The 19,839-nt window shown below is 56.4% G+C and carries 28 protein-coding genes; 11 read left to right on the top strand and 17 right to left on the bottom strand.

The window, feature by feature from the left end:
- Positions 1 to 347 (top strand): porin (locus LPA34_RS23730; RefSeq protein ID WP_228982884.1); only part of this gene is annotated, 347 nt, incomplete at its 5' end.
- Positions 348 to 538: 191 nt separating this feature from the next.
- Here the strand turns inward: LPA34_RS23730 and LPA34_RS23725 are convergent.
- Positions 539 to 778, bottom strand: a complete 240-nt coding sequence (locus LPA34_RS23725) for a type II toxin-antitoxin system HicB family antitoxin (RefSeq protein ID WP_228982881.1) — start codon at positions 776 to 778, stop codon at positions 539 to 541.
- A gap of 82 nt (positions 779 to 860) precedes the next feature.
- Between LPA34_RS23725 and LPA34_RS23720 the strand changes: the two genes are divergently transcribed.
- The 7 genes from LPA34_RS23720 to LPA34_RS23690 all read left to right on the top strand — a co-directional run bounded on the left by LPA34_RS23720 (position 861) and on the right by LPA34_RS23690 (position 6,176).
- Complete coding sequence (locus tag LPA34_RS23720; protein WP_228982879.1) at positions 861 to 1,109, top strand: hypothetical protein; 249 nt, start codon at positions 861 to 863, stop codon at positions 1,107 to 1,109.
- 142 nt (positions 1,110 to 1,251) lie between these two features.
- Positions 1,252 to 1,689, top strand: coding sequence for a DUF6232 family protein (locus LPA34_RS23715; protein WP_228982878.1), 438 nt, complete (start codon positions 1,252 to 1,254; stop codon positions 1,687 to 1,689).
- Between the two features lie 120 nt (positions 1,690 to 1,809).
- A complete protein-coding gene (locus LPA34_RS23710) occupies positions 1,810 to 2,721 on the top strand; it encodes a hypothetical protein (RefSeq protein WP_228982876.1) in 912 nt (303 codons plus the stop codon).
- 114 nt (positions 2,722 to 2,835) lie between these two features.
- Positions 2,836 to 4,116: a tyrosine-type recombinase/integrase gene (locus LPA34_RS23705; RefSeq protein WP_228982874.1), complete on the top strand. Its 1,281-nt coding sequence runs from the start codon at positions 2,836 to 2,838 to the stop codon at positions 4,114 to 4,116.
- A gap of 198 nt (positions 4,117 to 4,314) precedes the next feature.
- Positions 4,315 to 4,533 (top strand): hypothetical protein, encoded by a 219-nt coding sequence (locus LPA34_RS23700; RefSeq protein WP_228982868.1) that lies wholly within the window; start codon positions 4,315 to 4,317, stop codon positions 4,531 to 4,533.
- A gap of 93 nt (positions 4,534 to 4,626) precedes the next feature.
- Complete coding sequence (locus tag LPA34_RS23695) at positions 4,627 to 4,869, top strand: hypothetical protein (RefSeq protein WP_228982865.1); 243 nt, start codon at positions 4,627 to 4,629, stop codon at positions 4,867 to 4,869.
- The gene (locus LPA34_RS23690) at positions 4,866 to 6,176 is read left to right on the top strand and encodes a DUF3987 domain-containing protein (protein ID WP_228982863.1); all 1,311 of its coding nucleotides are present in this window, start codon (positions 4,866 to 4,868) and stop codon (positions 6,174 to 6,176) included. Before LPA34_RS23695 ends, LPA34_RS23690 begins: the two co-directional genes overlap by 4 nt.
- Before the next feature lie 688 nt (positions 6,177 to 6,864).
- Here the strand turns inward: LPA34_RS23690 and LPA34_RS23685 are convergent.
- From LPA34_RS23685 to LPA34_RS23620, 14 genes are all read right to left on the bottom strand, one after another.
- Positions 6,865 to 7,608, bottom strand: coding sequence for a hypothetical protein (locus tag LPA34_RS23685; protein ID WP_228982861.1), 744 nt, complete (start codon positions 7,606 to 7,608; stop codon positions 6,865 to 6,867).
- An 8-nt stretch (positions 7,609 to 7,616) separates the two neighbouring features.
- On the bottom strand, positions 7,617 to 7,868 hold the full coding sequence (locus LPA34_RS23680; RefSeq protein WP_228982858.1) for a hypothetical protein: 252 nt from the start codon (positions 7,866 to 7,868) through the stop codon (positions 7,617 to 7,619).
- Positions 7,869 to 7,888: 20 nt separating this feature from the next.
- Positions 7,889 to 8,212 (bottom strand): hypothetical protein, encoded by a 324-nt coding sequence (locus tag LPA34_RS23675; protein WP_228982854.1) that lies wholly within the window; start codon positions 8,210 to 8,212, stop codon positions 7,889 to 7,891.
- A gap of 4 nt (positions 8,213 to 8,216) precedes the next feature.
- On the bottom strand, positions 8,217 to 8,543 hold the full coding sequence (locus LPA34_RS23670; protein ID WP_228982852.1) for a hypothetical protein: 327 nt from the start codon (positions 8,541 to 8,543) through the stop codon (positions 8,217 to 8,219).
- 377 nt (positions 8,544 to 8,920) lie between these two features.
- Entirely contained in the window at positions 8,921 to 9,196 is a 276-nt protein-coding gene (locus LPA34_RS23665) for a hypothetical protein (protein WP_228982851.1), read from the bottom strand.
- Positions 9,174 to 9,836, bottom strand: a complete 663-nt coding sequence (locus LPA34_RS23660; RefSeq protein WP_228982849.1) for a DUF2280 domain-containing protein — start codon at positions 9,834 to 9,836, stop codon at positions 9,174 to 9,176. Before LPA34_RS23660 ends, LPA34_RS23665 begins: the two co-directional genes overlap by 23 nt.
- A 130-nt stretch (positions 9,837 to 9,966) precedes the next feature.
- On the bottom strand, positions 9,967 to 11,175 hold the full coding sequence (locus LPA34_RS23655; RefSeq protein WP_228982846.1) for a hypothetical protein: 1,209 nt from the start codon (positions 11,173 to 11,175) through the stop codon (positions 9,967 to 9,969).
- A gap of 11 nt (positions 11,176 to 11,186) precedes the next feature.
- Positions 11,187 to 13,046: a hypothetical protein gene (locus LPA34_RS23650; protein WP_228982841.1), complete on the bottom strand. Its 1,860-nt coding sequence runs from the start codon at positions 13,044 to 13,046 to the stop codon at positions 11,187 to 11,189.
- 32 nt (positions 13,047 to 13,078) lie between these two features.
- Positions 13,079 to 13,387 carry a hypothetical protein gene (locus tag LPA34_RS23645; protein WP_228982839.1) on the bottom strand — a complete coding sequence of 103 codons (309 nt, stop codon included), beginning with the start codon at positions 13,385 to 13,387 and terminating at the stop codon, positions 13,079 to 13,081.
- A gap of 232 nt (positions 13,388 to 13,619) precedes the next feature.
- On the bottom strand, positions 13,620 to 13,886 hold the full coding sequence (locus LPA34_RS23640; RefSeq protein WP_228982836.1) for a hypothetical protein: 267 nt from the start codon (positions 13,884 to 13,886) through the stop codon (positions 13,620 to 13,622).
- A gap of 14 nt (positions 13,887 to 13,900) precedes the next feature.
- The gene (locus LPA34_RS23635) at positions 13,901 to 14,302 is read right to left on the bottom strand and encodes a hypothetical protein (RefSeq protein ID WP_228982834.1); all 402 of its coding nucleotides are present in this window, start codon (positions 14,300 to 14,302) and stop codon (positions 13,901 to 13,903) included.
- Positions 14,299 to 14,691 (bottom strand): hypothetical protein, encoded by a 393-nt coding sequence (locus LPA34_RS23630; protein ID WP_228982832.1) that lies wholly within the window; start codon positions 14,689 to 14,691, stop codon positions 14,299 to 14,301. The genes LPA34_RS23635 and LPA34_RS23630 overlap by 4 nt, the downstream gene beginning before the upstream one ends.
- A 145-nt stretch (positions 14,692 to 14,836) precedes the next feature.
- The gene (locus LPA34_RS23625; protein ID WP_228982831.1) at positions 14,837 to 16,468 is read right to left on the bottom strand and encodes a hypothetical protein; all 1,632 of its coding nucleotides are present in this window, start codon (positions 16,466 to 16,468) and stop codon (positions 14,837 to 14,839) included.
- 139 nt (positions 16,469 to 16,607) lie between these two features.
- The gene (locus LPA34_RS23620; protein WP_228982826.1) at positions 16,608 to 17,156 is read right to left on the bottom strand and encodes a hypothetical protein; all 549 of its coding nucleotides are present in this window, start codon (positions 17,154 to 17,156) and stop codon (positions 16,608 to 16,610) included.
- A 509-nt stretch (positions 17,157 to 17,665) separates the two neighbouring features.
- Here LPA34_RS23620 and LPA34_RS23615 point away from each other — a divergent pair.
- Both LPA34_RS23615 and LPA34_RS23610 read left to right on the top strand, forming a co-directional pair.
- Positions 17,666 to 17,839 carry a ribbon-helix-helix domain-containing protein gene (locus tag LPA34_RS23615; RefSeq protein WP_228982823.1) on the top strand — a complete coding sequence of 58 codons (174 nt, stop codon included), beginning with the start codon at positions 17,666 to 17,668 and terminating at the stop codon, positions 17,837 to 17,839.
- Positions 17,836 to 18,159, top strand: coding sequence for a hypothetical protein (locus LPA34_RS23610; protein ID WP_228982821.1), 324 nt, complete (start codon positions 17,836 to 17,838; stop codon positions 18,157 to 18,159). Before LPA34_RS23615 ends, LPA34_RS23610 begins: the two co-directional genes overlap by 4 nt.
- A gap of 197 nt (positions 18,160 to 18,356) precedes the next feature.
- Here LPA34_RS23610 and LPA34_RS23605 read toward each other — a convergent pair whose 3' ends face one another.
- On the bottom strand, positions 18,357 to 18,566 hold the full coding sequence (locus LPA34_RS23605) for a hypothetical protein (protein ID WP_228982814.1): 210 nt from the start codon (positions 18,564 to 18,566) through the stop codon (positions 18,357 to 18,359).
- A gap of 222 nt (positions 18,567 to 18,788) precedes the next feature.
- A complete protein-coding gene (locus tag LPA34_RS23600; RefSeq protein WP_228982811.1) occupies positions 18,789 to 19,322 on the bottom strand; it encodes a hypothetical protein in 534 nt (177 codons plus the stop codon).
- Positions 19,323 to 19,551: 229 nt separating this feature from the next.
- Between LPA34_RS23600 and LPA34_RS23595 the strand changes: the two genes are divergently transcribed.
- Positions 19,552 to 19,767 (top strand): hypothetical protein, encoded by a 216-nt coding sequence (locus LPA34_RS23595; RefSeq protein ID WP_324251780.1) that lies wholly within the window; start codon positions 19,552 to 19,554, stop codon positions 19,765 to 19,767.
- The last annotated feature ends 72 nt before the right edge of the window (positions 19,768 to 19,839 follow it).

The following is a 19,839-nucleotide window of genomic DNA, read 5'->3' as shown; positions in this document are numbered from 1 at the left end:
CGAACACGCGTCTTGAACCGCTCACCGGCGGATCGACGACGTTCGCAGCCTATGAAGCGGGCGTGAAGTACGCAGTCACGCCGGCGCTGACGGGTGGCCTCGGCTACACGTACATGCACCTGTCGGACGCGAACTCGGGCCACTGGAACCAGTTCGACGCCAGCGTCGACTATGCACTGAGCAAGCGCACCGACGTGTACGTGCTCGGCATCTACCAGCAGGCGTCGGGTCACAACGCGGCAACCGGCGACGTGCAGGCACAGATCGGTTCGAGCACAAGCTACTTCGGTACGGCTGGTGCGAACACGCAGCTGGCTGCTCGCGTGGGCCTGCGTCACAAGTTCTGATCGCAATAGCGTGAAGACGCCGACGAGGCTTGAGCAGATTTAAAAGCCCGTCGGAAGAAGCAGAAAAAATGCCGTTCAGTGTTCAGCTGAACGGCATTTTTGTCTTTGATGCTTTGACGACTGGCCTGCGCGCGTCAGCAGGTTCCCAGACCATATTTATTCGGGCGCGTCCCGGTTACACGCAGCGACGCTCAGGCAGCCAGTTTCATGCTGACGAGGCGATTCAGACTGACGCCCTGCTCCGCGGCCTGCATGGCCAGCGCGCGGTGCTGCTCCGGCGGAATCCGGACGCGGAATTCACCGCTATAGCGCTTTTCCGCGAGCGGTTCCGGCACCGGTTCGCCGTTCTCGCGCAGGTCGGCAACCGTCTGCGCGACGAGCGAGCGGATGCCTTTCAACGCCGCATCGGGCGAGCGCGCGAGCCACGACAACGAGGGAAATTCGGCGCAAAGGCCAACGTGCTCGTTGTCCTCAGGCGACCAGGTTACGCGGTAGGTATAGTGATCAGTGGGCGTGCTGGCTCTCTTTCAGTTTATCAATGGCTTAGAGGACCTGACGTACCTGGTACGCTTTGGCGTTGCCTTTATCGTTCTGGATGTTGACACGGGGATCACCCGGCCACGGCGTTTTAAAGACAGCGTGACTGCTGCCGGCCTGGCGCGGTTTGCCAAAATACGCTTCGCATACGTTGAACAGCGCCAGGAACCGGACGCCGGCGGGTTGACGGCGCATCTGTTCGAGGGTTTTTTCTATCATTTATGAATGGTTCCATTATTGGAACCATTTGTCAAACCCCGAGCTGCTGATGGCAGCGCTGCTTCCCCGGTCCTTTTGCACGCACCCGCGCAACTCCATCGTCGCTTCTGTTACTCTGCGGCCTTTCCCCCCCCATCACTTCGAATCGATGGAAATTCCTTTCAATGAGCGCGGCGTGTCGGTCACGCGCAATTCTCTTTCGGCCGCCGGCCAGGTCTTCGCATTGCGCGAAATCCAGCAAACGCGCGTCGTCACCGTGCAGAAAAACCGGGTCGTGCCGCTCGTGATTTCGCTCGCGGGTCTGGCGGGCGCTATCGTCGGCGGGGTGCTCTCGTCGCCGGCGGGTCTTGTCTGCGGCGTGATGATGACCGTGGTCGGCGCGCTGGCGTGGCTCACGCAGGACGTCACCCATCGCCTGATCGTCGACACGCACGATGGCGAACGCGAAGCGCTGTCCAGCGTCGATCGTGACTTCGTCGAGCGTGTCGAGCAGACCGTGATGCAGGCCAAAACCGCGCAGCAGCAGGCCGCAATAACGGCAGGCGCAGCAGCCATCGCCGCCACCCGGGAAAATCCGCAGGCGTAACGTAACGCCCGTGCAGCGACAGAACTGATCCCAGGCCTTGACACATTGTTTCAAATGCGGCGAACCAGCCGCGTACAGTGAGCGCCCCGTTATTGCGCGCTCACTGCGAAACAGGTCCTCATGCCCAAGTCCTTTCTGCGCGGCCGGCTGGCCGTCGTTCTTCTGTCGACCAGCGTCCTGAGCTGCGCGCTGAGCAGCTGCTCGACGCCCATCGTCACACCGACACCGCCGCCGCCCGCCGCGAGCCTTCTGAACGGCGGCCGGGATGGCGTAGTGATCGCGCTCAACGTCGAGCGCAGCGATCGAGGCCAGTCACGCCTCGGCCTGCCCATCCAGATCGACGGCAAGGCGGTCTACATGATGCTCGACACCGGCACGCAGGGGGTTCGCGTGCTCTCCTCGGTGTTGCCGCGAAAGGACTATCCGGCAGTGGGCGGCAGAACGTCGATGGTGTTCGCGAACGATGCGCAGGTATCGGGGCCGCTCGTCAAACTGCCGGTCGGTTTTGTCGGAGCCAGGCCGTTCGACGTCACCGCGCAATCCGTCGACGACGTCCGCTGCCAGCCAGGCGCGAAACGCTGCGTCGCGATGGACGGTTATACCGGTGAATTCGGCTGGGCGTTTTCGGGCCTTTTCGGCGTCGGCGCGGAGCAGCCGGACGACACGTGCTGCACGCAACCGCTACGTGCGCTGCCCGGCAACATCGGGTTGCGCTATATCGTTCACGCGAACCTCGCGCGGCCGTATCTTCTGCTGACGCCATCGAAGGCATTGAGCAGCGAGTTCACGATGTTTCCGATGCGGACAGGCAGCGACGGCGTAAGAAAATGGCCGGCAGGATGCGTGCAGGTCGCCGACAAAATGAGCTTCTGCGCACCCGTGGTGTTTTCGACGGGCGGAATGGACATGATCCGCATCGAGACCGACACGACCCCCAACTGGCTCGATGACGACAGTGAAGGCAAGGTGCTCAAACAGGGCAACCACCTTACGCACCACCCTGCATTCTTCAGCATTCTTAAACCCTTATAGATATGGGATTTCAGAGGGTATTGCATTTTCTTGCATTCGACTGCATTCCCCAAAATGGGGTTAAACGGGGGTTAAATTTCGGGTAAACTTGAGGCCCCCATGGAGGGTTACTCAATGTCCAGCGCGCTCACCATCACCGATATAAAACGCGGCTACAAGGCCGGAGACCAACAGAAAGCCATGGCGGCCAAAGCGGCTCGCAAGGCGTTCAAACTGAGTGACCGTGACCGCATGTTCGTGCTGGTGTCGGCGGTCGGCTCCAAGGTCTGGAAGTGGTCATACCGGCATGCCGGAAAAGACTGCACCCTCACCATCGGGAAGTGGCCGGACGTGTCGATTGTGCAAGCACACGAAGCGCGGATTGCCGCTGAAAAGCTGGTGTCGCAGGGCATCGACCCGAACGCCCACGCCAAGGCCAAAAAGCAAAAAACCCTGACCGAACAGGCCACCACTTTCTGGGGCGTGACTGCGGAATGGATAGACCTGAACCGCACCAAATGGAGCCCGTATTACCTCAAACAGATTGAACGTTACATGGGTAAGTACGTTCGGGATACGCCGATTGGCGCGCGCCCCATCAAGTCGCTCACCACCGCTGATATCTACCATCTGGTGCGGGACGTAGCCCGTCGTAAGAAGCTACGCGACGACGAACTGCGCACGTCCGCACCTTCACTCGCGGCACTGCTGAAAACCTGGTGTTCAGGAGTGTTCCGGCTTGGTGTGGTCAGTGGTCGGTGCGACAACAATCCGGCGGTCGGGTTCAGGCTTGCCGATGCGGTAGTGATGCCCCCGGTGAAGAACAACAAGGCGCTGAACGCCAGCCAGTTGCAAGACCTCTTCAAGGCGCTGCAAACCGGGGGCGGGGGTCGGCCCATGCGAATCGCGCTTCAGTTGCTGATGCTTACCGCGACGCGCTCTGTGGAACTGCGCGCGGCTCGCTGGACTGAGTTTGATTTCGACAACGCGCTGTGGAGCATTCCGCTGGAGCGCATGAAAATGAAACGCCCGCACCTTGTACCGTTGTCTGCCCAGGCGGTCGTGCTGTTGAAGGAACTACGGGAAATCACCGGCCACACTGACTGGCTGTTCCCGAACTCCCGGCATGAGAATGCCCCGATGTGCGCGACAGCGCTTAATGCATCACTTGAACGTCTGGGCTTCTCCGGTCGGGGATCGATTGGATTCTCGCCGCACGGGTGCCGGGGCACGTTCTCAACATGGATACACGAGTCGGGCAAGTTTGAACCGCTCGCGATTGAGCGCCAGCTTGCTCACGTCCAGCGCAATCAGATTGCTGCCGCGTATAACAAGGCTGAGTATCTGACTGAGCGCACGACGATGCTCCAGCATTGGGCCGACGTGCTGGACGAATTGCGCGCCACCGCACACTAAGCACAATCTTAGTGTTGCATCCCGGCGCATTCGCTGGCAACATGGCCGTACACCTGAGCATGGAGGCGTTGACGGTGGCCCGCAAGGGGTTGCTGTTTCCATGCTCACGACAACCCTCCCCCTGCCTGTCCACGTCTCGCACTCCATACCGGTGTCACTTAACCGGCGACGCTCGCGCGTCCACAAATGGAGTCGAACATGAGCATTGATCTTGACCGCGCTGAAAAGGCGCTCGAAGCCCGCGCACGTCGTGCAGCGAAAGCGGCTGGCCTAATCGCTACAAAATCCCGCTGGCGCGCTAACAGTGTCGACAACTATGGCAATTTCATGCTCGTGGACTTGTACACCAATGTTATCGCTGCGGGCTCCCGCTTCGATATGAGCGCGGAAGAAGTGCTCGAATACTGCGCAGACTGACGGAAGCAGTAAGTGTTGTGATGGACGCCCTTACCCTGGGCGTCTCTTTCTCGTTAACTCAGGCAATGGAGTGCCGCACGCCCGGGAGGGCATATGGCAGTCCAGTTTGTAGCGAAAAAGAAGCGTACAGGGGGCACGCGCCCCAAGACGGTAATCACCCCCCTGAATCAACCCGGGCGGCTGCGTGTCGGCCATCTGCTGACGTTGCTGAGCATATCGGCCACCACGTTTTATAGACGTCTCAACGCGGGCGTCATTCCCGAGGCCGATGGCAGCGACGGCAAACCGTACTGGAAGACGGAAACGGTGCGGGCCTTTCTGGAGTCAGGGAAATGACGGCTCTTGAGGTGGTGCGAACCTCAACCAACAACGCACGCCCGTTGATATCACCGTTTCCCGGGCCGATGGAATCGCTGGTATCAATCTCCATGAAGCACCAGCACCGGCTACAACCCGCGCTGACGGTCGGCGCTGCACTCGCTGCAATGAGCGCATGCATGCATGGTCGGTGGGCACTCGATGATGGGCTGCGCGGCAACCTGTATATCGCCGGTCTGGCCGGTACGGGTTCAGGCAAAGATGGGCCGCTGAAACTGATCGAAACGCTGGCGGAGGTCGGCGGTGGTCAGGCGGTCAGTAACATCGGAAGCGGTCAAGGTATCGAAGACTCACTGTGCATGACTCTGGAACGCCGGCTGGTGCTGTGCGTAGACGAACTCGCGCATCTGATCGGCGCTATCAGTGGCAACAAAGCGGCCAGCTATCAGACCGCAGCGGAAAAGATGCTGCTGGAGCTATTCAGCCGGTCCGGTAGTTCGATCACCACCCGCACACTCGCGCGACGGCCATCGATCACGCTATATCACCCTTACGTCACGCTGTTCGGAGTCACCACGCATGCCAAGATGCGCGGCATACCTGCGAGCCTGATCGAAACCGGTTTTCTCGGTCGGTGTCTGCTGGTCGATGGTGAAGACTTCCCGCCCCCGGCCTATCCGGTGCGCGGCGATCTCTACTCTGAAATTGAATCGGCATTAGGTGCGACGGCACGTAGCGTCTCCCGTTTCGGCTCACCCATGACCCGTCCGGAGGATGACGTTCAGGTGGTGCCGCGCACCTCTCAGGCGATGGAACTGGAACGCGAAGCCGGAGACGCCTTCTACGAGGGCGCACGCTCTGCCGATGCCACGCGCCGTGCGCTATGCATGCGCGCACTGGAAATGGCGAAGCGTATCGCGCTGGTGCTGGCGGTCTGGGATGACGTACAGGTCGTGACGCCCGATCATCTCGAATGGGGCGTACGCTTCGTCCGCTACTCGCACGCGTGCCTGTCAGGCTTCACCGACTCCATGACCGACTCGCAAGTTGTTCGTGACGCCCGCAAGATTGAACAGACCATGCGTGATGCGATATCAGGCAAGCGGCCATTCACGGGCGTGCGCTTCGAAGAGGCGAACAACATCGCCGTCGATCATGGACTCGTGTCGCACTCGGCGCTATTGAAGAAATCCCGGCTCGATAGTGCGACGTTCGGACGCTGTATCAAGCATCTGGAGTCAGAGGGTGCGGTGGCCGTCGAACGTCACCAGCGCAGCACGCGTGGCGGTCCATCATCGGAAGTGTTCTACGTGCTGCCGGGATGACTGTTCCCCGATCATTGGGAACCGGCAAAGACACGTTACAGCGCGTTTTGCTGGCCTTTTGATGCGGTTCCCCGGTTCCCGGGTGTTGTGCGCGCATGGACAGCTTAACGGTCGTGTCTGCACGCCTCTGCCCGGGAACTCGGGAACTTTATCTGCGCACTGGCTCGATACGTTGTCACGTCCGGCTTTGCCAGTTCCAGGGCGGTGCTGTCTCGGGTGGGAATTGATCCATGAGGGTTAGACGGTGTAACCCCCTCCGGATGCCATCCGTCCTTGGTGCAAGGGGTTGGCGGCTGTTTATAAAAATGGCGAATGCCGATTTACCACCACTTTTACCACCAAAGGTTAGCGCTTACGGGAAACGGTGCAGAAAAATTACTTCTCTTTTAAATAGGTATCCGAACGGATAAAGGTGATCGTGCGGGAATGGTGTGGCGATGGGCGGAAACTGATAGCTATCAATGTCCGCTAAATGACCCGGGGAAGGTAGCGGTTTCGTTCTAATTTTGTTTCCAGCTACGCTTTAAAAATTCATCTACCCATGTCTCACTTCTCTCTGCGCCGTTGCATGCCCATCGGACCTCGTGGCTGGCCGTGTCGAGGTATGCCGTGATGATGGCTGCACCGATTACCACGCGGACGGCTCCATGGTGTGCTGCCTCTTTTAAGGCTTCGAGTGCGAAGAGCGTCATTTGTAAAACGCTTCCAGCGCATGGTGGGCGGGGTTGATGACCGTGGCTGCTTTGGGGAAATACCGGTTCAGGGATTCTTTTAACTGCGAGCGGGTCAGATAATTCGTGTGGCTCTGCGTGCTACGGCGGGGCTTTTTTACGGGCTTCGCGGCTTCAAATTCGATGGCGGCCAGCTTGCGAGCCCAATCCAGCACGAACAGACGCGGGGCATCGGGGATGCGCGGCAACGTAGTGCGAAGCAAGGGGTTAGATGCTGGCTTCGCCAGTTCAATGATCGGCTTCGCCGGTTGGCAGTCCTGTGCAATTGATTGCAATTGAGTTTGTAGTTGCGTGATGGGGGCGGGCTTCGGGGCGGGCTTCGGGGCGGGCTTCGGGGCCGCGTTACGCTTCCGTACCAGTGCCCTGATGCTGGACACCGCCGACGGGGTAAGACCCATACTTTCAGCAATCTCCCGTGAATTCCGGCCCCGCCCAGTCAGTAACATCACGCGCGCCACGGTCTCCGGTGAGTGACCACGCCTGTGCGTGACGGGCGCTTCCTGTGGCGCTTCCTGTGGCTCTTCATGCTGCTCTTCGTCCCGCTCGTCGTCCCGCTGTACGATCCTCGGCCCGGGAATAAGCGTGGCAGGTGGAAGTGTGGAATTCGTACCCCGCTTCCAGTGCGCGTTAGGTTCGCCCTCGAACACCTGCTGGCGGGATAGTTCGCTCTGCCGGATCACGAACGTTCGTAGGGCTTCCATTGCTGGCCTCAATAAATGCGTGAGGGTGCGGGGCGTCTGTCAGCATCCGCGATAGCCCGCACCACCTGTTCTTTGGTCGCAGAGCGTCCGTTAATTTTCCACGTGACCTTGCGTAAATCGGTTTGATACGTGGCTTCCACCCGCTCCCCATAGGTGCTGGTGATAAAGGCCATGCCGGGGCGGTGCGGTTGCGTGGATTCGATAGCCCATCGTTCCAGTTCGTCGGCATGCTGTTCCGGCGTTAGCTTTGCGCTTTTCATGGTCTGCCTCTCTTCGATCCCTACACGAATAAAATCGCGATCACGCTGTCTGCTTCCGGTACGATCACCAGTCCTTTCATGCATGGCCAGTCGAGCCGGATTAAGGGCCCTTCAGTGCCTGGACCTGTTCTGCAAATCAGACGCTCCGGCCCGACGTGCAGGGTGCGGGCGTCATACACGGCAAAACCCCCGCTAATAATCGATACCCATATCAACCGGCACGGGCCAGCATGAATGAGGGTGGGTGAGGTGATGCCCAGCATCGTGCGGTCATTGAATGCAATTGATTGCACTGCCGGTGCCGGTGCGGGCTTCCTCTCAAACTTCAAAACCGTGGCGGGCATTTTTTTACTCGAATGACACGGCTACCGACGATTGCGAGCGCTGCACCGCGTAAAGACCGGTCGTAAATTGCACGTTCAGGGGTACGGGCTGATAGCCCTGATCGGCCTTGATGGTCGCAATGGGTGTGGCGTTGGCGGCGGGGGTGCCTACGCTGTCGTAAAACGAGATATCAATCGGCGCGCTGCCGGTCTTCACGGCGATGGGCTGGGAGACGACCACGCCCGTGAGGGTGCCGGGATTCTGAAGCACCCCGCCCACCACGTTGGGAATCACCACGGCGATCTGTGATCCTGTCGGCGGGAAGGGTGCGTTGGTGGTGACGTTCGGCATGATATGTACTCCTATTTATGAAGGTGAATTCAAGTGGCTGTAACTTCTCTGCGGGCACTTCTTAAACTGGCTTTAATCCGGGGGGTGAAATTGACGAAATGTCTATTCCGCTCCGGATGAAGGTTGACCTTTTGTCAATTCCGGGTGATGCGGGTGATGCGGGTGATGCGTGCTGCTGCTAAACCCCGTGCTGACTTCGTTAGACTGCGTTCAGACTTCGTTCAGACTTCGTTGTAGATTTTTCCAGCTTACAACGAGTCTTACAGATACATAAAAGGCCAAAAGCTCGCTGATTTCCATTATGTAAATATTTTCAATTCCGTAATGGGCTTTGTTATCAATGGCTTGGCGTATCTCATTATAACTTTGTAACTTTATCATCCGTTATCAGGCTTATTTGCGGCATTCGTGCTGGCGGGTGTGGCATTTAGTGGCGTTTTAGCCCCTTTAAACTCGCCAACACCGGTGTAAACTTTACGTACTGACTCAGCACGTTGCCATGCCGCTTCCTGCTCTTCTTCGGTTAATTCCCCTAACGGCTCATCGGGCAGGGTGTTGGCAATGAAGTAGTAATCCCTGCCGAAAATATCGGTTTTGATCCATGAACCGTTGCCGTTAGGGTCTTTGCGTCTACGTACTACCTGCCTGGCCATGATCGTCCTCCGGCGTTTGTAGCTGTGCGATGGGCTCTGCAATTGATTGCACTGCGTGCCCCTGCGGTTGCACTGGCTCCGAATGCACCGCTACATTTTGCGGGGCGGGGGTTGCTGGGGGTTGCTCTGCTGCTTCCGGATCACCAGCTACGGGGTCGTCACTAAAAACCGGCTCACCAATCTGACGGGGACTGCTACCCCAGCCGATTTGCAGCACGCCAGACACCTTGACTGCCCCCACCCCATCGTTCAATGCATCCGGATCATCATCGAGTATTTCAAAGGTGGCGACTTCACGACGTGCTGCTTCTATCACGTTGACGATGCTTTTGATGTTGCCCGCATTCTCTGCCTTCTCTAACGCACGGGTCAAAACGTTAAGACGGGTCGCACGTTGCGCAAGCGGCTGGACTTCGATCTCTTCAATGAAATTCTTCCGCGTCTCATGAAAGAGCGTGCGCAATTCAGCGCTCAACGTCTTACCCTGTGCGGTCGTCGGATCGTATCTTTGGATGCCGTTCCGTGTGATCTCAATATCAAATTCCGCTTTCATGGCGCGCACCACCTGACCCAGCGAATCGAATTTCGCCAAGCATCGCACTACGAAGCGTTTCTGCTCCATGGTCAGGAAAGTTTTCATGGCTTGCACGGGTGTGAACGTGCCCTCTATAAAAAGGTTATGGGGTGCTGCTCTCGTTAATGGTCTGTTTGTTACTCATCATCTCTCTCCCCGGGGCTTGTCGTCTATGCGTTTGCTACGCATCCCTGCGTCATGGCGTGTGGAAGAGGTAAGCCTGGTTCGGTCGTTGCAATACCGGTAGTTTGGAGACCGGATTCTTTGGCTGGCCGGTCAAGATGCAATCCAGCGTGGTAACCCAGGCTGTACCTTCCGGATTTCTTGAGGCTCCTACATGGCGGAGAGTTTTTACCAGAAAAGTGCCGGTGAAAATGCTGCCGGATTTCATGCTGGCGTACTGGCTTCCCGGCTGGGGATTGAAAAATTGTGACTTGCTGGCGGTGGTGGTGGTGCCAGGTGCATCGGGTAAGGTCACGTAATCCAATACCTTGATATCGCCCCGCAGTACGGTCGTTATCTGGACTTCCCGGGGCTGGCCCCACGTCGGCTGACCAATTAAATCGGTGAATTGTATTTGCTTCGGCGTGGTCGCCGTCGTGCCATCGACGATGACGATATCGTTTCCATCGAGAGTGATTAGCACGCCCGAATAATCAGCATTCGGGGCGTATCCGCCAATGATGCTCAGACTTTTCTGGTTGAGGTATGCCGCCAGTTGCGGGAGCGTGGCAAAGTAGCCCGTTTCATCCGCGCCGGTCCATACCAGGTTAGGGCTTACGGACCCGGAGATTGTGTATTTGGGGAAAGCCGTGCTTAGCGTGGCGATAAGTGGCGTAAGTAACGGCTGGCCCGCTTTCCATTGAAAGACGAGATTAGCCGGGGCTGCATTCCGTGTCGGTGCGGGTACCGTCGTGTAGCTGCTGGGCGTGCCGGTCGTCTGGTTACTGGTGGGAGAGGAACCCAAAGATTTGACGATGATCGTCAAAGCCTGGTCCGAACCGATCCAGTTACCAAACGCCTGCAAAATCTGGCCGGATGCGAGACGCCCCGCTTGTTGGGGGTTAGCCAGTGGCAGGCCCTTTGCCATGCCGCCGTAAATGGCAACATTCATTCCGTTCAGGTTCGCGGCTTGCGCGATTTCCCCTAAACCGACCCCATGCAAGGTGATGGCCCCGTTCGATACTGATGCCTCGGCGGTCGTTACCGGGATATCGCATTCGAATTCCTGTGCTGCCCGATTCGTGCCGCCTGGGGTGTAAACGCTGGCTCCCTGAACCAGGGATGTATAACTTGATAGCAGCGTGGTACGGGCTACGCGCGTGTACCCCGGCTTCCCATTCAAATTTGGCACGAGGATTTCGCCGGTCTTGGGGTCGGTGATATCAACCTGAAAATATCTCATGTTACGGTCCACTAATAAGGCAGCGCGCCGGTGCTCAACCCTATATCAGCCCCCGGCCTGCTGTTGATGTTCAGATTGATGTTGACCGGTGCCATGCGTCCATCGTTAGACGGTCGTGCAGGGCTGTAGCTAACCGGCGCGGCATTGGTGGGGGTCGTGTCTTTTACGGTTTTGACCGTGATGCCTTTTGATAGCGCCTGGGCAATGTAGTCAGCATTCATTTCCTTGAAATTCGAGGATTCGTGCTGGATCATTGCCGCTTCGAGTGCCGCACGCGTTTTCAGGTCGGAGAGGTTTAATTTTTCATCGGCCCTGAATCCGGTCTTCCCCGACACGTCCGCGATGTACCCAGCGGTGTCGTTTTCGCTCGTCGGTGCGTACTTCGTGAGGATTTGTTCGATGCTGCTCAGATGGTCGCGGGTGTAGTACAGATTTAGCTGGCGGTCCATTGCACTCAGGCCAGCTTGCTTGCTGGCAAACTTCTGGAATTCCGTGGTGCTGCCTGGCACGCGCAGATTTCCGGGATTGTTAAGACGTGCTGCGCTGCTCGGCGTGACGCTGCCGGTCGTCGTCGTGTTGGATTTTTCTTTGTCGGTGCGTGAGTCCCAGGGCCAGAAACCAGCCCCGGTGTCATGCGCGAGTACGCCCGCCTTGTGGTCGGAGTCGAGCCATTTTTTGTAGTTATCCTGAATACTTTTCTGCTGTTTGTCGGAATCGCCGTGGATGAATTTCGGGTCGAAGTCACCCCGTTGCGCCGCGATGATCTTGTCATTAAGCCAGGTTGCGCCCGCGTCTGCCTCGTTAAGATGATTGGGCAACTCGTCCAGGAATTTCTTCAATTCCTTTGACTTCAGGAAAGAGACAGTCAGGTCCGTGAAGGCGTTGGATGCCTTAATAACCTCGGGCGTTAGCTCCGTGAATGCGGACTCGATACGGTTTTTGGCAATATCGAAATTGCTGTCGAGTGCGGACTTGGCGTCTGTCGCCTTTTGGGCGTCTTTTTCATCAATTTCGAATTTGGGAAGCTGGGTTTTATACGCTTGCTGCGCCTTGTCAAAGTCGGTGTCGGAGTAGCTTGCGCCCGTCCGTATTTGGTCCAGACCCAGGAGTTGTGTGTAGCCCCGGGCTTCCGCGATGCTTCCGGCTGGTCGTCCCTGGGCTTTGTCTTCCCGATACTGAGCGCTGGCCCGCTTGTCGAACTCATAGGCGAGCCGTTCAGGGTCATAAGTCTGGATTTCGTGCGGCGTCAATCCTGCGGTTATCAACGGCTGCCATTTTGAAACATCCGCTGCGGCATCGGCGAATTTGCTAAGGTCCGCTGATTTCAGGCCGAATCTCTCGAATTGCGCCGCGAAATCTTTTGTGGCTCCGATGGGTAAATCCAGGCTACGGGCTTCCTGATTCTGACCGGCAATGTCGCTGGCCGATGCTGCTACCGCGCCACCTACTGCCGCTGCTGCTCCGGCTGTCGCCCCTAAGACACCCCCGAATGCAGCCAGGTTGATGCTTCCCCGGGAAAGTGCGGCCATGAAGCGGCTGGATTTTTCCAGGGATTTGGCCGTGGCTTCCCAGGACTTAGCAGTTCGGGCAGATGATTTTTCGAGCGCGGCAATCGTGCCACCGGCCCCCGTGAGTTTCTGGCTGGAAAGGCTCTTTTCGATCTTCGCGGATTCACTCGCTGCCTTCTCAAAGGAACCACCCAGCAGATTGATTTCTGCGTTGACGTCTCTCCACTGTTCCGGAGACTTGGCTACGCTTTCCTGGTAGGCGTGGTAACGCTCTAAAAAACCGTCGAACTCTTCGGAGTCCACGGGGATACGCAGTACAACTTTTTCGGCCATCTCGTTCTTCCCCAATGCAATCAATTGCACTGCTAACTTTCTTTGACAAATCCCAAATTGCGTTAGTGCAGGGTGCTGTGTGCAGCCTCTTCTACCGCCACTTCCATCGCCTCTTCCAGCATCTTTATGTGGGCGGCGGTCTTGTTCATTAACGTGACAACATCGGCCATATATTCTGCAAAAATGGTGTTGTCGGGATCGAACTGCGATGCTAAATATAGACGGTCTCCCATCTTTTCTAGCAACACAAGCGCGCGATATGACCTGTCTATTTCTGGCTCGGCACCTTTTGCGCAACCCCGCAGCACCAGGCTCAGTTCTCCGACCTCGGCCATTAAAAGCTGTGATGGCGACAATTCTTGCGTTTCCATCACTTCGCCACTCCCGTCAGCCATCCTGGACCCCACACACCTTCTTTCGGGGCTTCCTTCAGCGGCTCATTTCGCAGCGGCCTACCTGCCAGCAATTGTTCCCGGCGATCTGGACGCATGCATTTATCCACCCAGCTTTGACCCGGAGGAATTGCGCGCTCGACACTCACCACGCGTGAGCGGGGCATACGGGCATCCGGCCATCTGTTCCTGGTTGCTGTCATGGTGTCTCCTACGCGGTTTCCTTGGCACGCTGGTAATACTTCTGGTGATATTTTTTCTGCTGTTCCCGCACTTTTTCGGGGTTCGCGGCCTTCCACTCGGCAATTTTCTTCAGGCGCTCTTCGCGGTGCCGTAGGTACCACGCCTTAAAAATTGCGCGGCTACAAGCTTTGCAATAATGGCTCAGTCCATCCGCTCGTGTCTTTAGCTTTCCAAACTCGCTAACCGGTTTGGATGCCTTGCATCTGGGGCACGTCTTCTGGGTCGGGTCTGCCATGACTGCCTCTCTCGTTAAAGCCTAAACGGCTCTTCGTTGACGGCTACCATCAACCGGGGCGCGTCTTTGAACTGATCCATCCAGCTACGCTTCTGGCCGTAAAACTCGGAAACCGGCCGACCGCTTTGGTCGACGTACACCACTTCATTCAGGGTTGGCGAGCGGTGCGCAGCTTCGAGTGCCCTGCTCATTACTTTGGACTCCTGCCGGGTCAGTTCTGCTGGATCGCCAGCGAACCCGATGCTGTACGGGAGGCCACTCAGGGCGTTTAGCAGTTTTACGCGGTACTCATTCGGGGTTTCTTCGCCATGAAACGGCATGATTTTGCCGTTCGCCTGAAAGACGCGGCTGGCCTTATCGCGGATTGCCTTGAATTCCTGCTGCTCGCGGAAAAATTTGGCTTGTTCGGGGCTCATCGCAGCACCAGTTCAGGCAACACCAGCGCGCCTTGTGCATTGCGCGGGATGATCATCGTTCCATCGGCGCGGTGGTCGCGATGCCAACTCGCAGCAAAGGCTTTGTTGGTGCTCGGGTTGGTGCTGATGCGCATCATGAGTTCAGGCTCACGCATGAATGCTCCCATCCACGTGGAACGCTTCGTCGCACCTTTTGGCAATCCGTACTCGTAAAAATCCCGCTTCGTGCGGGCTTCCGTGTGGATACGCTCCACCAGTCCGTCTTTGCCTACCTTACCAACAGGCCGACCGCCGCCGAGATATCCCCCCGGGCCTTCTTCCTGCGGCGCGTCATATCCGCCGTGATAGTGCGGGCTACCGTCGATGCCGTGTGATGTTGGATAAGCCATTTCTCGATTCCTTAGCGTTGTCGCCCAATGTATTTGATTATTCCAAACCGGGCATTAACTTGGAACAGGTATTTGCAAATTTCTTCGATATCTATCGCACACCTAATCTGTTTGTCTAATTCAGTGCAACTGGTTGCACTCCTGACTAATCGTAAGCGTCGAAAAGATGGTGCGGTTTCGGGACTGGCGGCTTGCCCGTTTTGGTCGCTTTTTTGGCCTTTTCTACCGCTTCCGCCGCTGCCATCGCTGCGGATTTCTCGGCTTGCTGCAATCGCCAGTCGGCGGCTCCACTGCATTTTTGTTCCAGGGTCAAGGGCATGCCGCCCATCGCCGCTGCCGCGTCTGCACGTTCATCGAAAATCTCGATGGGTGCCGGGATTTCTGCTGCCTTCGGGATTTCTGCCGGGGCCTCGGGTTCCGGCTCGCTGACGGCTTCCGGCTCTGTCGGGGTATCTGCCATGGGGACATGCTCCGGCATCGTCATGGCGGGTGCGTCTGTGGCTTGCGGCTTGGCATTCTTCGCTGCTTGCAGCATCGCCAGACTTTCCGCCCGCTTCGCCGCCTTTTCCGCTTCGCCCATCGGGACTTCCAGGGCCTTCTTTGGTGCAGGGGTATCTTCTACAGGGGCAGGCTCCGTCGTCGGCGTGGTGACCGGCTCTGTGGCGTCAGGCGTTAACCCTTTGGGCTGCTCATACGCGGCCAGTTCGGCATCGAGCGCGGCCTTGCAGAGCGGGTCGTGAATCGCGCGCCATTCGGCGGGCATCAAGCTGTATGCGACGTGGTGATGCATCACGAACAATTTCAGCATGTACAGGCCGTTCTTCGGGGTGAATCGCACGTCCTCTCCAAAGTCCGTCGTGATCTTCCACAAAAACTTCCCGTAGTTACCATCGAACAGGTTCCGGATGATCTCGTTGAGATAAATCTGGCTCTTCGAAAACTTCGTCGCCACCTGTTTCAGCATGTTGGCGTGTTCAGCATCCAGCACCAGAGGATCGGAGTCGCCGGGTGTGTTGACGCATTCCATCCAGAGAACGGCACTTGAATTAAGTTTCTTCTTTCCGTCCAGGAATTTTTCAGGGAGATGTGCAGGTTCAGTCGGTTTCGGTTTTTCCGAATCAGGTGCTGCCTCAACCGGAGGAGGTGTGTATTTGTTTTCAGGCTTGGTCTTCCCTGACTTCTCCTGGACGACTTCGGGGTATGCGGTTGTTGCATCAGGCGAAGCCTGTGCAGAATTTGTCTTTGACTTTGACTCTGCCATTGCATCTGAATTTATATCTGTAATGGTCGTGCTGCTACTAACACACCCTGTGTTAGTTTTAACACACCCTGTGTTAGAGACAACACGGGTACGGGATTTGGCTCCGGTGTAAAAGTAGTGAGTGCTTTTTGACCCATTGAACCAGTCTTCAGTGATTTGAACCTGACCGCTGGCACGAAGGTGCTTAATCGCGGTGCGGACATTCTGCTTGGAACACTTAAACCTTACTCCCCATTCCGCGATGCTTCGGGATACGGGCTGATTTTCAAATTTTGGCTGGCTTTTCCAGAATCGAATGTCATACAGCATATGCGCGGCCAGAATACTTCCACCGCATGCGGCCATATCCCGGATATCGTACGTGCGCTCCGGTTCTTTCGGCAGTCCGACCATCGGACGCGGCTTCTTTAATTTCGCCTGGGATTCCGATACGACTTCGGCTACGGCGAACATAGCGCCATTCGTGGGATTGTCTAACAGTGCAAGTGATTGCGTGTGGTCTGATGATTCATTCACGATGTTGCTCCGGCTTCAAATTCTATTTGTGTTGCTGGCCGGAACTAAGTAAAATCATCTCTGATGATTAGTTCCGGTTCTCATGGCGACCACCACTGAACCCTTGAACCCCGATTCGCTGCCAACGTTTCGGGGTTTTTTATTCAATCAATCCAATAGCTCTCAAATCCTCGAATGCCTTCTTCACCTTGACTGGTTTCAGGCCGGTGTTTTGCCAGACGGTTTTCTCGTCAACGAGAACCGTTTCAACTAGCGAATCGATAGTAGAGGGGTTTTTCGTCAGGTTAACCGCTATCGTGCGCGCCACAATGTATTGCATGACAAAATCGGCGTAACGGTCGAGTCCCATCTCCAGGTGTCTGCGAGACATATCGAACTGAAAGAGCATGCTGTTATCGGGAGATATCGGCTTTCCACCTGTAAAGCTCTTTCCGTTGGCGAGTAGGAGGTCTTCCGGCTCTCCACCATTGACTTCCAGCGTATCCCACGCGATTTTGCACACTACGAGTGCTGCAATCAGGTCGCCTTTCAGCATCCTGATTACGGGAAACATCACCCCTATCCCGCCTTCTACGTAATCGTCTGCTTCGGCGGCAATTGTGGCCTTATTACGGGAATCCTCACTAAATAGATTTGCTTCGAACGCCTCCGAGATTTCAATATCTTTCCCGTCGATAACGATTCCCATCAGTGTTCTCCCGGTTCAGTCTGTTCCTCTACCAGGGAGGCTGTCCGGTGTTTGTCCAGGCATTCTGTGATTGCCTGCCGGATTACCTCCGCCATCGATATCCCGTGTTTAAGCGCGTATTCCTGCACTTCCGCCCTTAGTACTCTGGGCAGGACGATACACGTCGCCACGTTTGATTCTGCGATATTCGCCATAATCTGACTCCCTTCTGGTCTGGCTTCAATAAGGTCATCTTATACAAGACATCCCTTCAGGGGAAGCGGGGTAAATTATTTCATCGGCCTGTTTTCCTCTGCCATAAAATCCAGATTGACGAATAACGCGGTATTTCGATTAAAAGTAATCGTGTAGCTCCCGCACTATCTCTCGATATTTATTTTCTAGGTGTTTTCACCTAACGTTGCTTTAGAGCCAATGACTTGACGGCAATTTTCAGACGCGTGATGATTAGTCATCGGCGTGATATTAATTCGCCATTACGCTTTCAGCGTCGAGTGAGACCATTCTAAATGACAGATGCCCCGAAAGTGGCGCAAAAGCGCTTCAAAATGCGCCGCCTTATATTCAGCCTGCCAGACCAGATAATTACCCCTCTGGTCGAGCTATCCAATAAATCCGGGCTTTCAATGTCGGAGCATGCCCGTCGTGCTTTTGAACTGTATTTAAAGGGAGATTTGAAATGATTGAAACCGCGCTGCGCGAATACGATGATTTTTTGAATTTCAGGAATGAATCAATCGGATGGGTCGTTGAGAATATGGAAGTTTCTCCGGCTCGCTTCGAGTTGCTGAATGCCTTTAACGTGGCCTTTACCGGCTGCTGGGAGTCATTGCAAAGGATCGCAAACGCTATTTCCAAAGCTGGTGCATCAACCAAGATTGAACACGCCTTGATCGCGTCGCGATTGAAAATTTCCTACGAACAGCTTCGCGCGGAAGCCGGATATTTCGCGGATGCATGGCGCGATGAATTCGCCCGCCTCAAAGCCGGTTTGCCATCATGAATGCCCATGGCGCGTGGGCGGTGCTGGCAACTCTGTCGGTGCTGGTGGTCGCGTGGTTTATCGCGTTCGCGCGGATTGTGTTCTGACCGCTGCAATCAATTGCAAAAATGGAGCGCGCTATGTCTACGGTCCTTACCTCTCACGATGCGATGCTGCGCACGTCGTTGCTGTACTGCCGGAATCTGGAGTAGCGCCCCTTACGCTCCGGAATTCGCTTCCCGGAAGTCGCTCATTTTCTTTTCCACGGCTTTCTGTCGGGTTTGCGCGGTTGTCAGGCGTTGCCAGAAATCAGAATCCTGATACACCCCTGATCGACGGTCGGACATGACTTCAGCGATGGCATCACGTGCGCGGTCATGTTCTTCGCAAAGGTCTTTCCATTGGTCATCAATGCTCGTGGTCATCATGCCTCCGGCTGGGTTGAAAACGCGTCTAGCGTAACACCTTCAATGCAGCGTCTATCACTTCCAGTGCCCGCACAGAGTCATCGCTCACCCTGACGGCCAGCACCATCGAGCGGACTACCTTTAGCGCTTCTGTCGCTTTCCCCATCGCGTGACTGATCACGACTCGCTCTGAATCCGTGGCGGGGTCTGGCGGGTTCTCTCTGCCGGTGTACAGGTTGCGGGTCATGGTGTCGTGCTTTCCGTGGCTGAAGTCGTTTCAACAACTTGCGGCGTTTCTTGGGTAACGCCCACGTGCTTCTCTGACCAAATCAATGCCGACCGGTACAGCATCCTTCTCCCCAGGAATCCTGCCGCGACCATGTAGCTGCAATAACCGATCACGAAGAGAATAAAGATCGGTAGACGCCCATTTAGTGGAGGCACTTTCCCCGGCACGTAGGTCATTGAAAGTCCCGATGCCGCCAATATCAAAGCCACGAACCCGCCACCTAGTAAGACCACACTCATAAAGCCGTCTATCTCGCATCGAACCCGGGTGCTTCTGTTGTATTCGGGATCGTGCGCCAGTCGGATGATCATGTCCCGGCGTGCTTTCCAGTAGCGTGATCGTGACCGGGCAAATCGGCCCATCACCGATGATGCGCCCCGGTCGATTCCGGATTTCAGATAGCTGCTCAGGATGTTGAGTAGTACCCCGATCACCACCACTGATATCAACCACTGCGGCGTCAGCATAGTTTTGAATAGGTCTTGCATGGGTCGTCCGGTCGTTTTTTGTTGTCCAGCGCGTAGATTAATGCCTCAACGCCCGCGACGGAAGGGAGCGAATAAGGCAGGGGTTTGCCCCTTCCCGGTCTGCGGCGTCGAGTGCAATCAATGCAAATGGGGTAGACAAGATTGGGGTTAAGACGGGGCTAAAACTCAGAAAATCAGGCCCAGAGAAGGTCTGGAACCCTTACCCATCAACGGTCCGAGAGTTTTCGATATGCTCAAACAGGGCAACTTCAACACCGCGTTAGGCGTCGGGTCGTGGGTGCATCGCTTCGATGCCGCGCAGGTCACAGTCGCGAAGACACGCCGCGGACAGAACCGCATCGTCATCGGCCTGATGGCGATGCAGAACATCGACGTGCTGTTCGATTTCGCGAGCGGCCAGATCGGCTTGCGGGCGAAAAAACCGACCGAAGCGCTCGGCGGCTAAACGTCAGCCAGCCGCTCAAAAAACAATGCGGCGAGGCCGGTGAATCCCGCCTCACCGCATTCGTCGTCACTT

Source organism: Paraburkholderia gardini (genome assembly GCF_907164575.1).
Taxonomy (GTDB): domain Bacteria; phylum Pseudomonadota; class Gammaproteobacteria; order Burkholderiales; family Burkholderiaceae; genus Paraburkholderia; species Paraburkholderia gardini.
The sequence above is the reverse complement of the archived record's forward strand: the minus strand, read 5'-3'. Positions and strand labels throughout refer to the sequence as shown.

What these genes read in the sequence shown, in the direction of transcription:
- LPA34_RS23715 (WP_228982878.1), top strand. Translation starts at nt 1,252, where the DNA reads ATGGAAATTCCTTTCAATGAGCGCGGCGTGTCGGTCACGCGCAATTCT.
- LPA34_RS23710 (WP_228982876.1), top strand. Translation starts at nt 1,810, where the DNA reads ATGCCCAAGTCCTTTCTGCGCGGCCGGCTGGCCGTCGTTCTTCTGTCG.
- LPA34_RS23705 (WP_228982874.1), top strand. Translation starts at nt 2,836, where the DNA reads ATGTCCAGCGCGCTCACCATCACCGATATAAAACGCGGCTACAAGGCC.
- LPA34_RS23700 (WP_228982868.1), top strand. Translation starts at nt 4,315, where the DNA reads ATGAGCATTGATCTTGACCGCGCTGAAAAGGCGCTCGAAGCCCGCGCA.
- LPA34_RS23695 (WP_228982865.1), top strand. Translation starts at nt 4,627, where the DNA reads ATGGCAGTCCAGTTTGTAGCGAAAAAGAAGCGTACAGGGGGCACGCGC.
- LPA34_RS23690 (WP_228982863.1), top strand. Translation starts at nt 4,866, where the DNA reads ATGACGGCTCTTGAGGTGGTGCGAACCTCAACCAACAACGCACGCCCG.
- LPA34_RS23685 (WP_228982861.1), bottom strand. Translation starts at nt 7,608, where the DNA reads ATGGAAGCCCTACGAACGTTCGTGATCCGGCAGAGCGAACTATCCCGC.
- LPA34_RS23680 (WP_228982858.1), bottom strand. Translation starts at nt 7,868, where the DNA reads ATGAAAAGCGCAAAGCTAACGCCGGAACAGCATGCCGACGAACTGGAA.
- LPA34_RS23675 (WP_228982854.1), bottom strand. Translation starts at nt 8,212, where the DNA reads ATGCCCGCCACGGTTTTGAAGTTTGAGAGGAAGCCCGCACCGGCACCG.
- LPA34_RS23670 (WP_228982852.1), bottom strand. Translation starts at nt 8,543, where the DNA reads ATGCCGAACGTCACCACCAACGCACCCTTCCCGCCGACAGGATCACAG.
- LPA34_RS23665 (WP_228982851.1), bottom strand. Translation starts at nt 9,196, where the DNA reads ATGGCCAGGCAGGTAGTACGTAGACGCAAAGACCCTAACGGCAACGGT.
- LPA34_RS23660 (WP_228982849.1), bottom strand. Translation starts at nt 9,836, where the DNA reads ATGAAAACTTTCCTGACCATGGAGCAGAAACGCTTCGTAGTGCGATGC.
- LPA34_RS23655 (WP_228982846.1), bottom strand. Translation starts at nt 11,175, where the DNA reads ATGAGATATTTTCAGGTTGATATCACCGACCCCAAGACCGGCGAAATC.
- LPA34_RS23645 (WP_228982839.1), bottom strand. Translation starts at nt 13,387, where the DNA reads ATGGAAACGCAAGAATTGTCGCCATCACAGCTTTTAATGGCCGAGGTC.
- LPA34_RS23640 (WP_228982836.1), bottom strand. Translation starts at nt 13,886, where the DNA reads ATGGCAGACCCGACCCAGAAGACGTGCCCCAGATGCAAGGCATCCAAA.
- LPA34_RS23635 (WP_228982834.1), bottom strand. Translation starts at nt 14,302, where the DNA reads ATGAGCCCCGAACAAGCCAAATTTTTCCGCGAGCAGCAGGAATTCAAG.
- LPA34_RS23630 (WP_228982832.1), bottom strand. Translation starts at nt 14,691, where the DNA reads ATGGCTTATCCAACATCACACGGCATCGACGGTAGCCCGCACTATCAC.
- LPA34_RS23620 (WP_228982826.1), bottom strand. Translation starts at nt 17,156, where the DNA reads ATGGGAATCGTTATCGACGGGAAAGATATTGAAATCTCGGAGGCGTTC.
- LPA34_RS23615 (WP_228982823.1), top strand. Translation starts at nt 17,666, where the DNA reads ATGACAGATGCCCCGAAAGTGGCGCAAAAGCGCTTCAAAATGCGCCGC.
- LPA34_RS23610 (WP_228982821.1), top strand. Translation starts at nt 17,836, where the DNA reads ATGATTGAAACCGCGCTGCGCGAATACGATGATTTTTTGAATTTCAGG.
- LPA34_RS23605 (WP_228982814.1), bottom strand. Translation starts at nt 18,566, where the DNA reads ATGATGACCACGAGCATTGATGACCAATGGAAAGACCTTTGCGAAGAA.
- LPA34_RS23600 (WP_228982811.1), bottom strand. Translation starts at nt 19,322, where the DNA reads ATGCAAGACCTATTCAAAACTATGCTGACGCCGCAGTGGTTGATATCA.
- LPA34_RS23595 (WP_324251780.1), top strand. Translation starts at nt 19,552, where the DNA reads ATGCTCAAACAGGGCAACTTCAACACCGCGTTAGGCGTCGGGTCGTGG.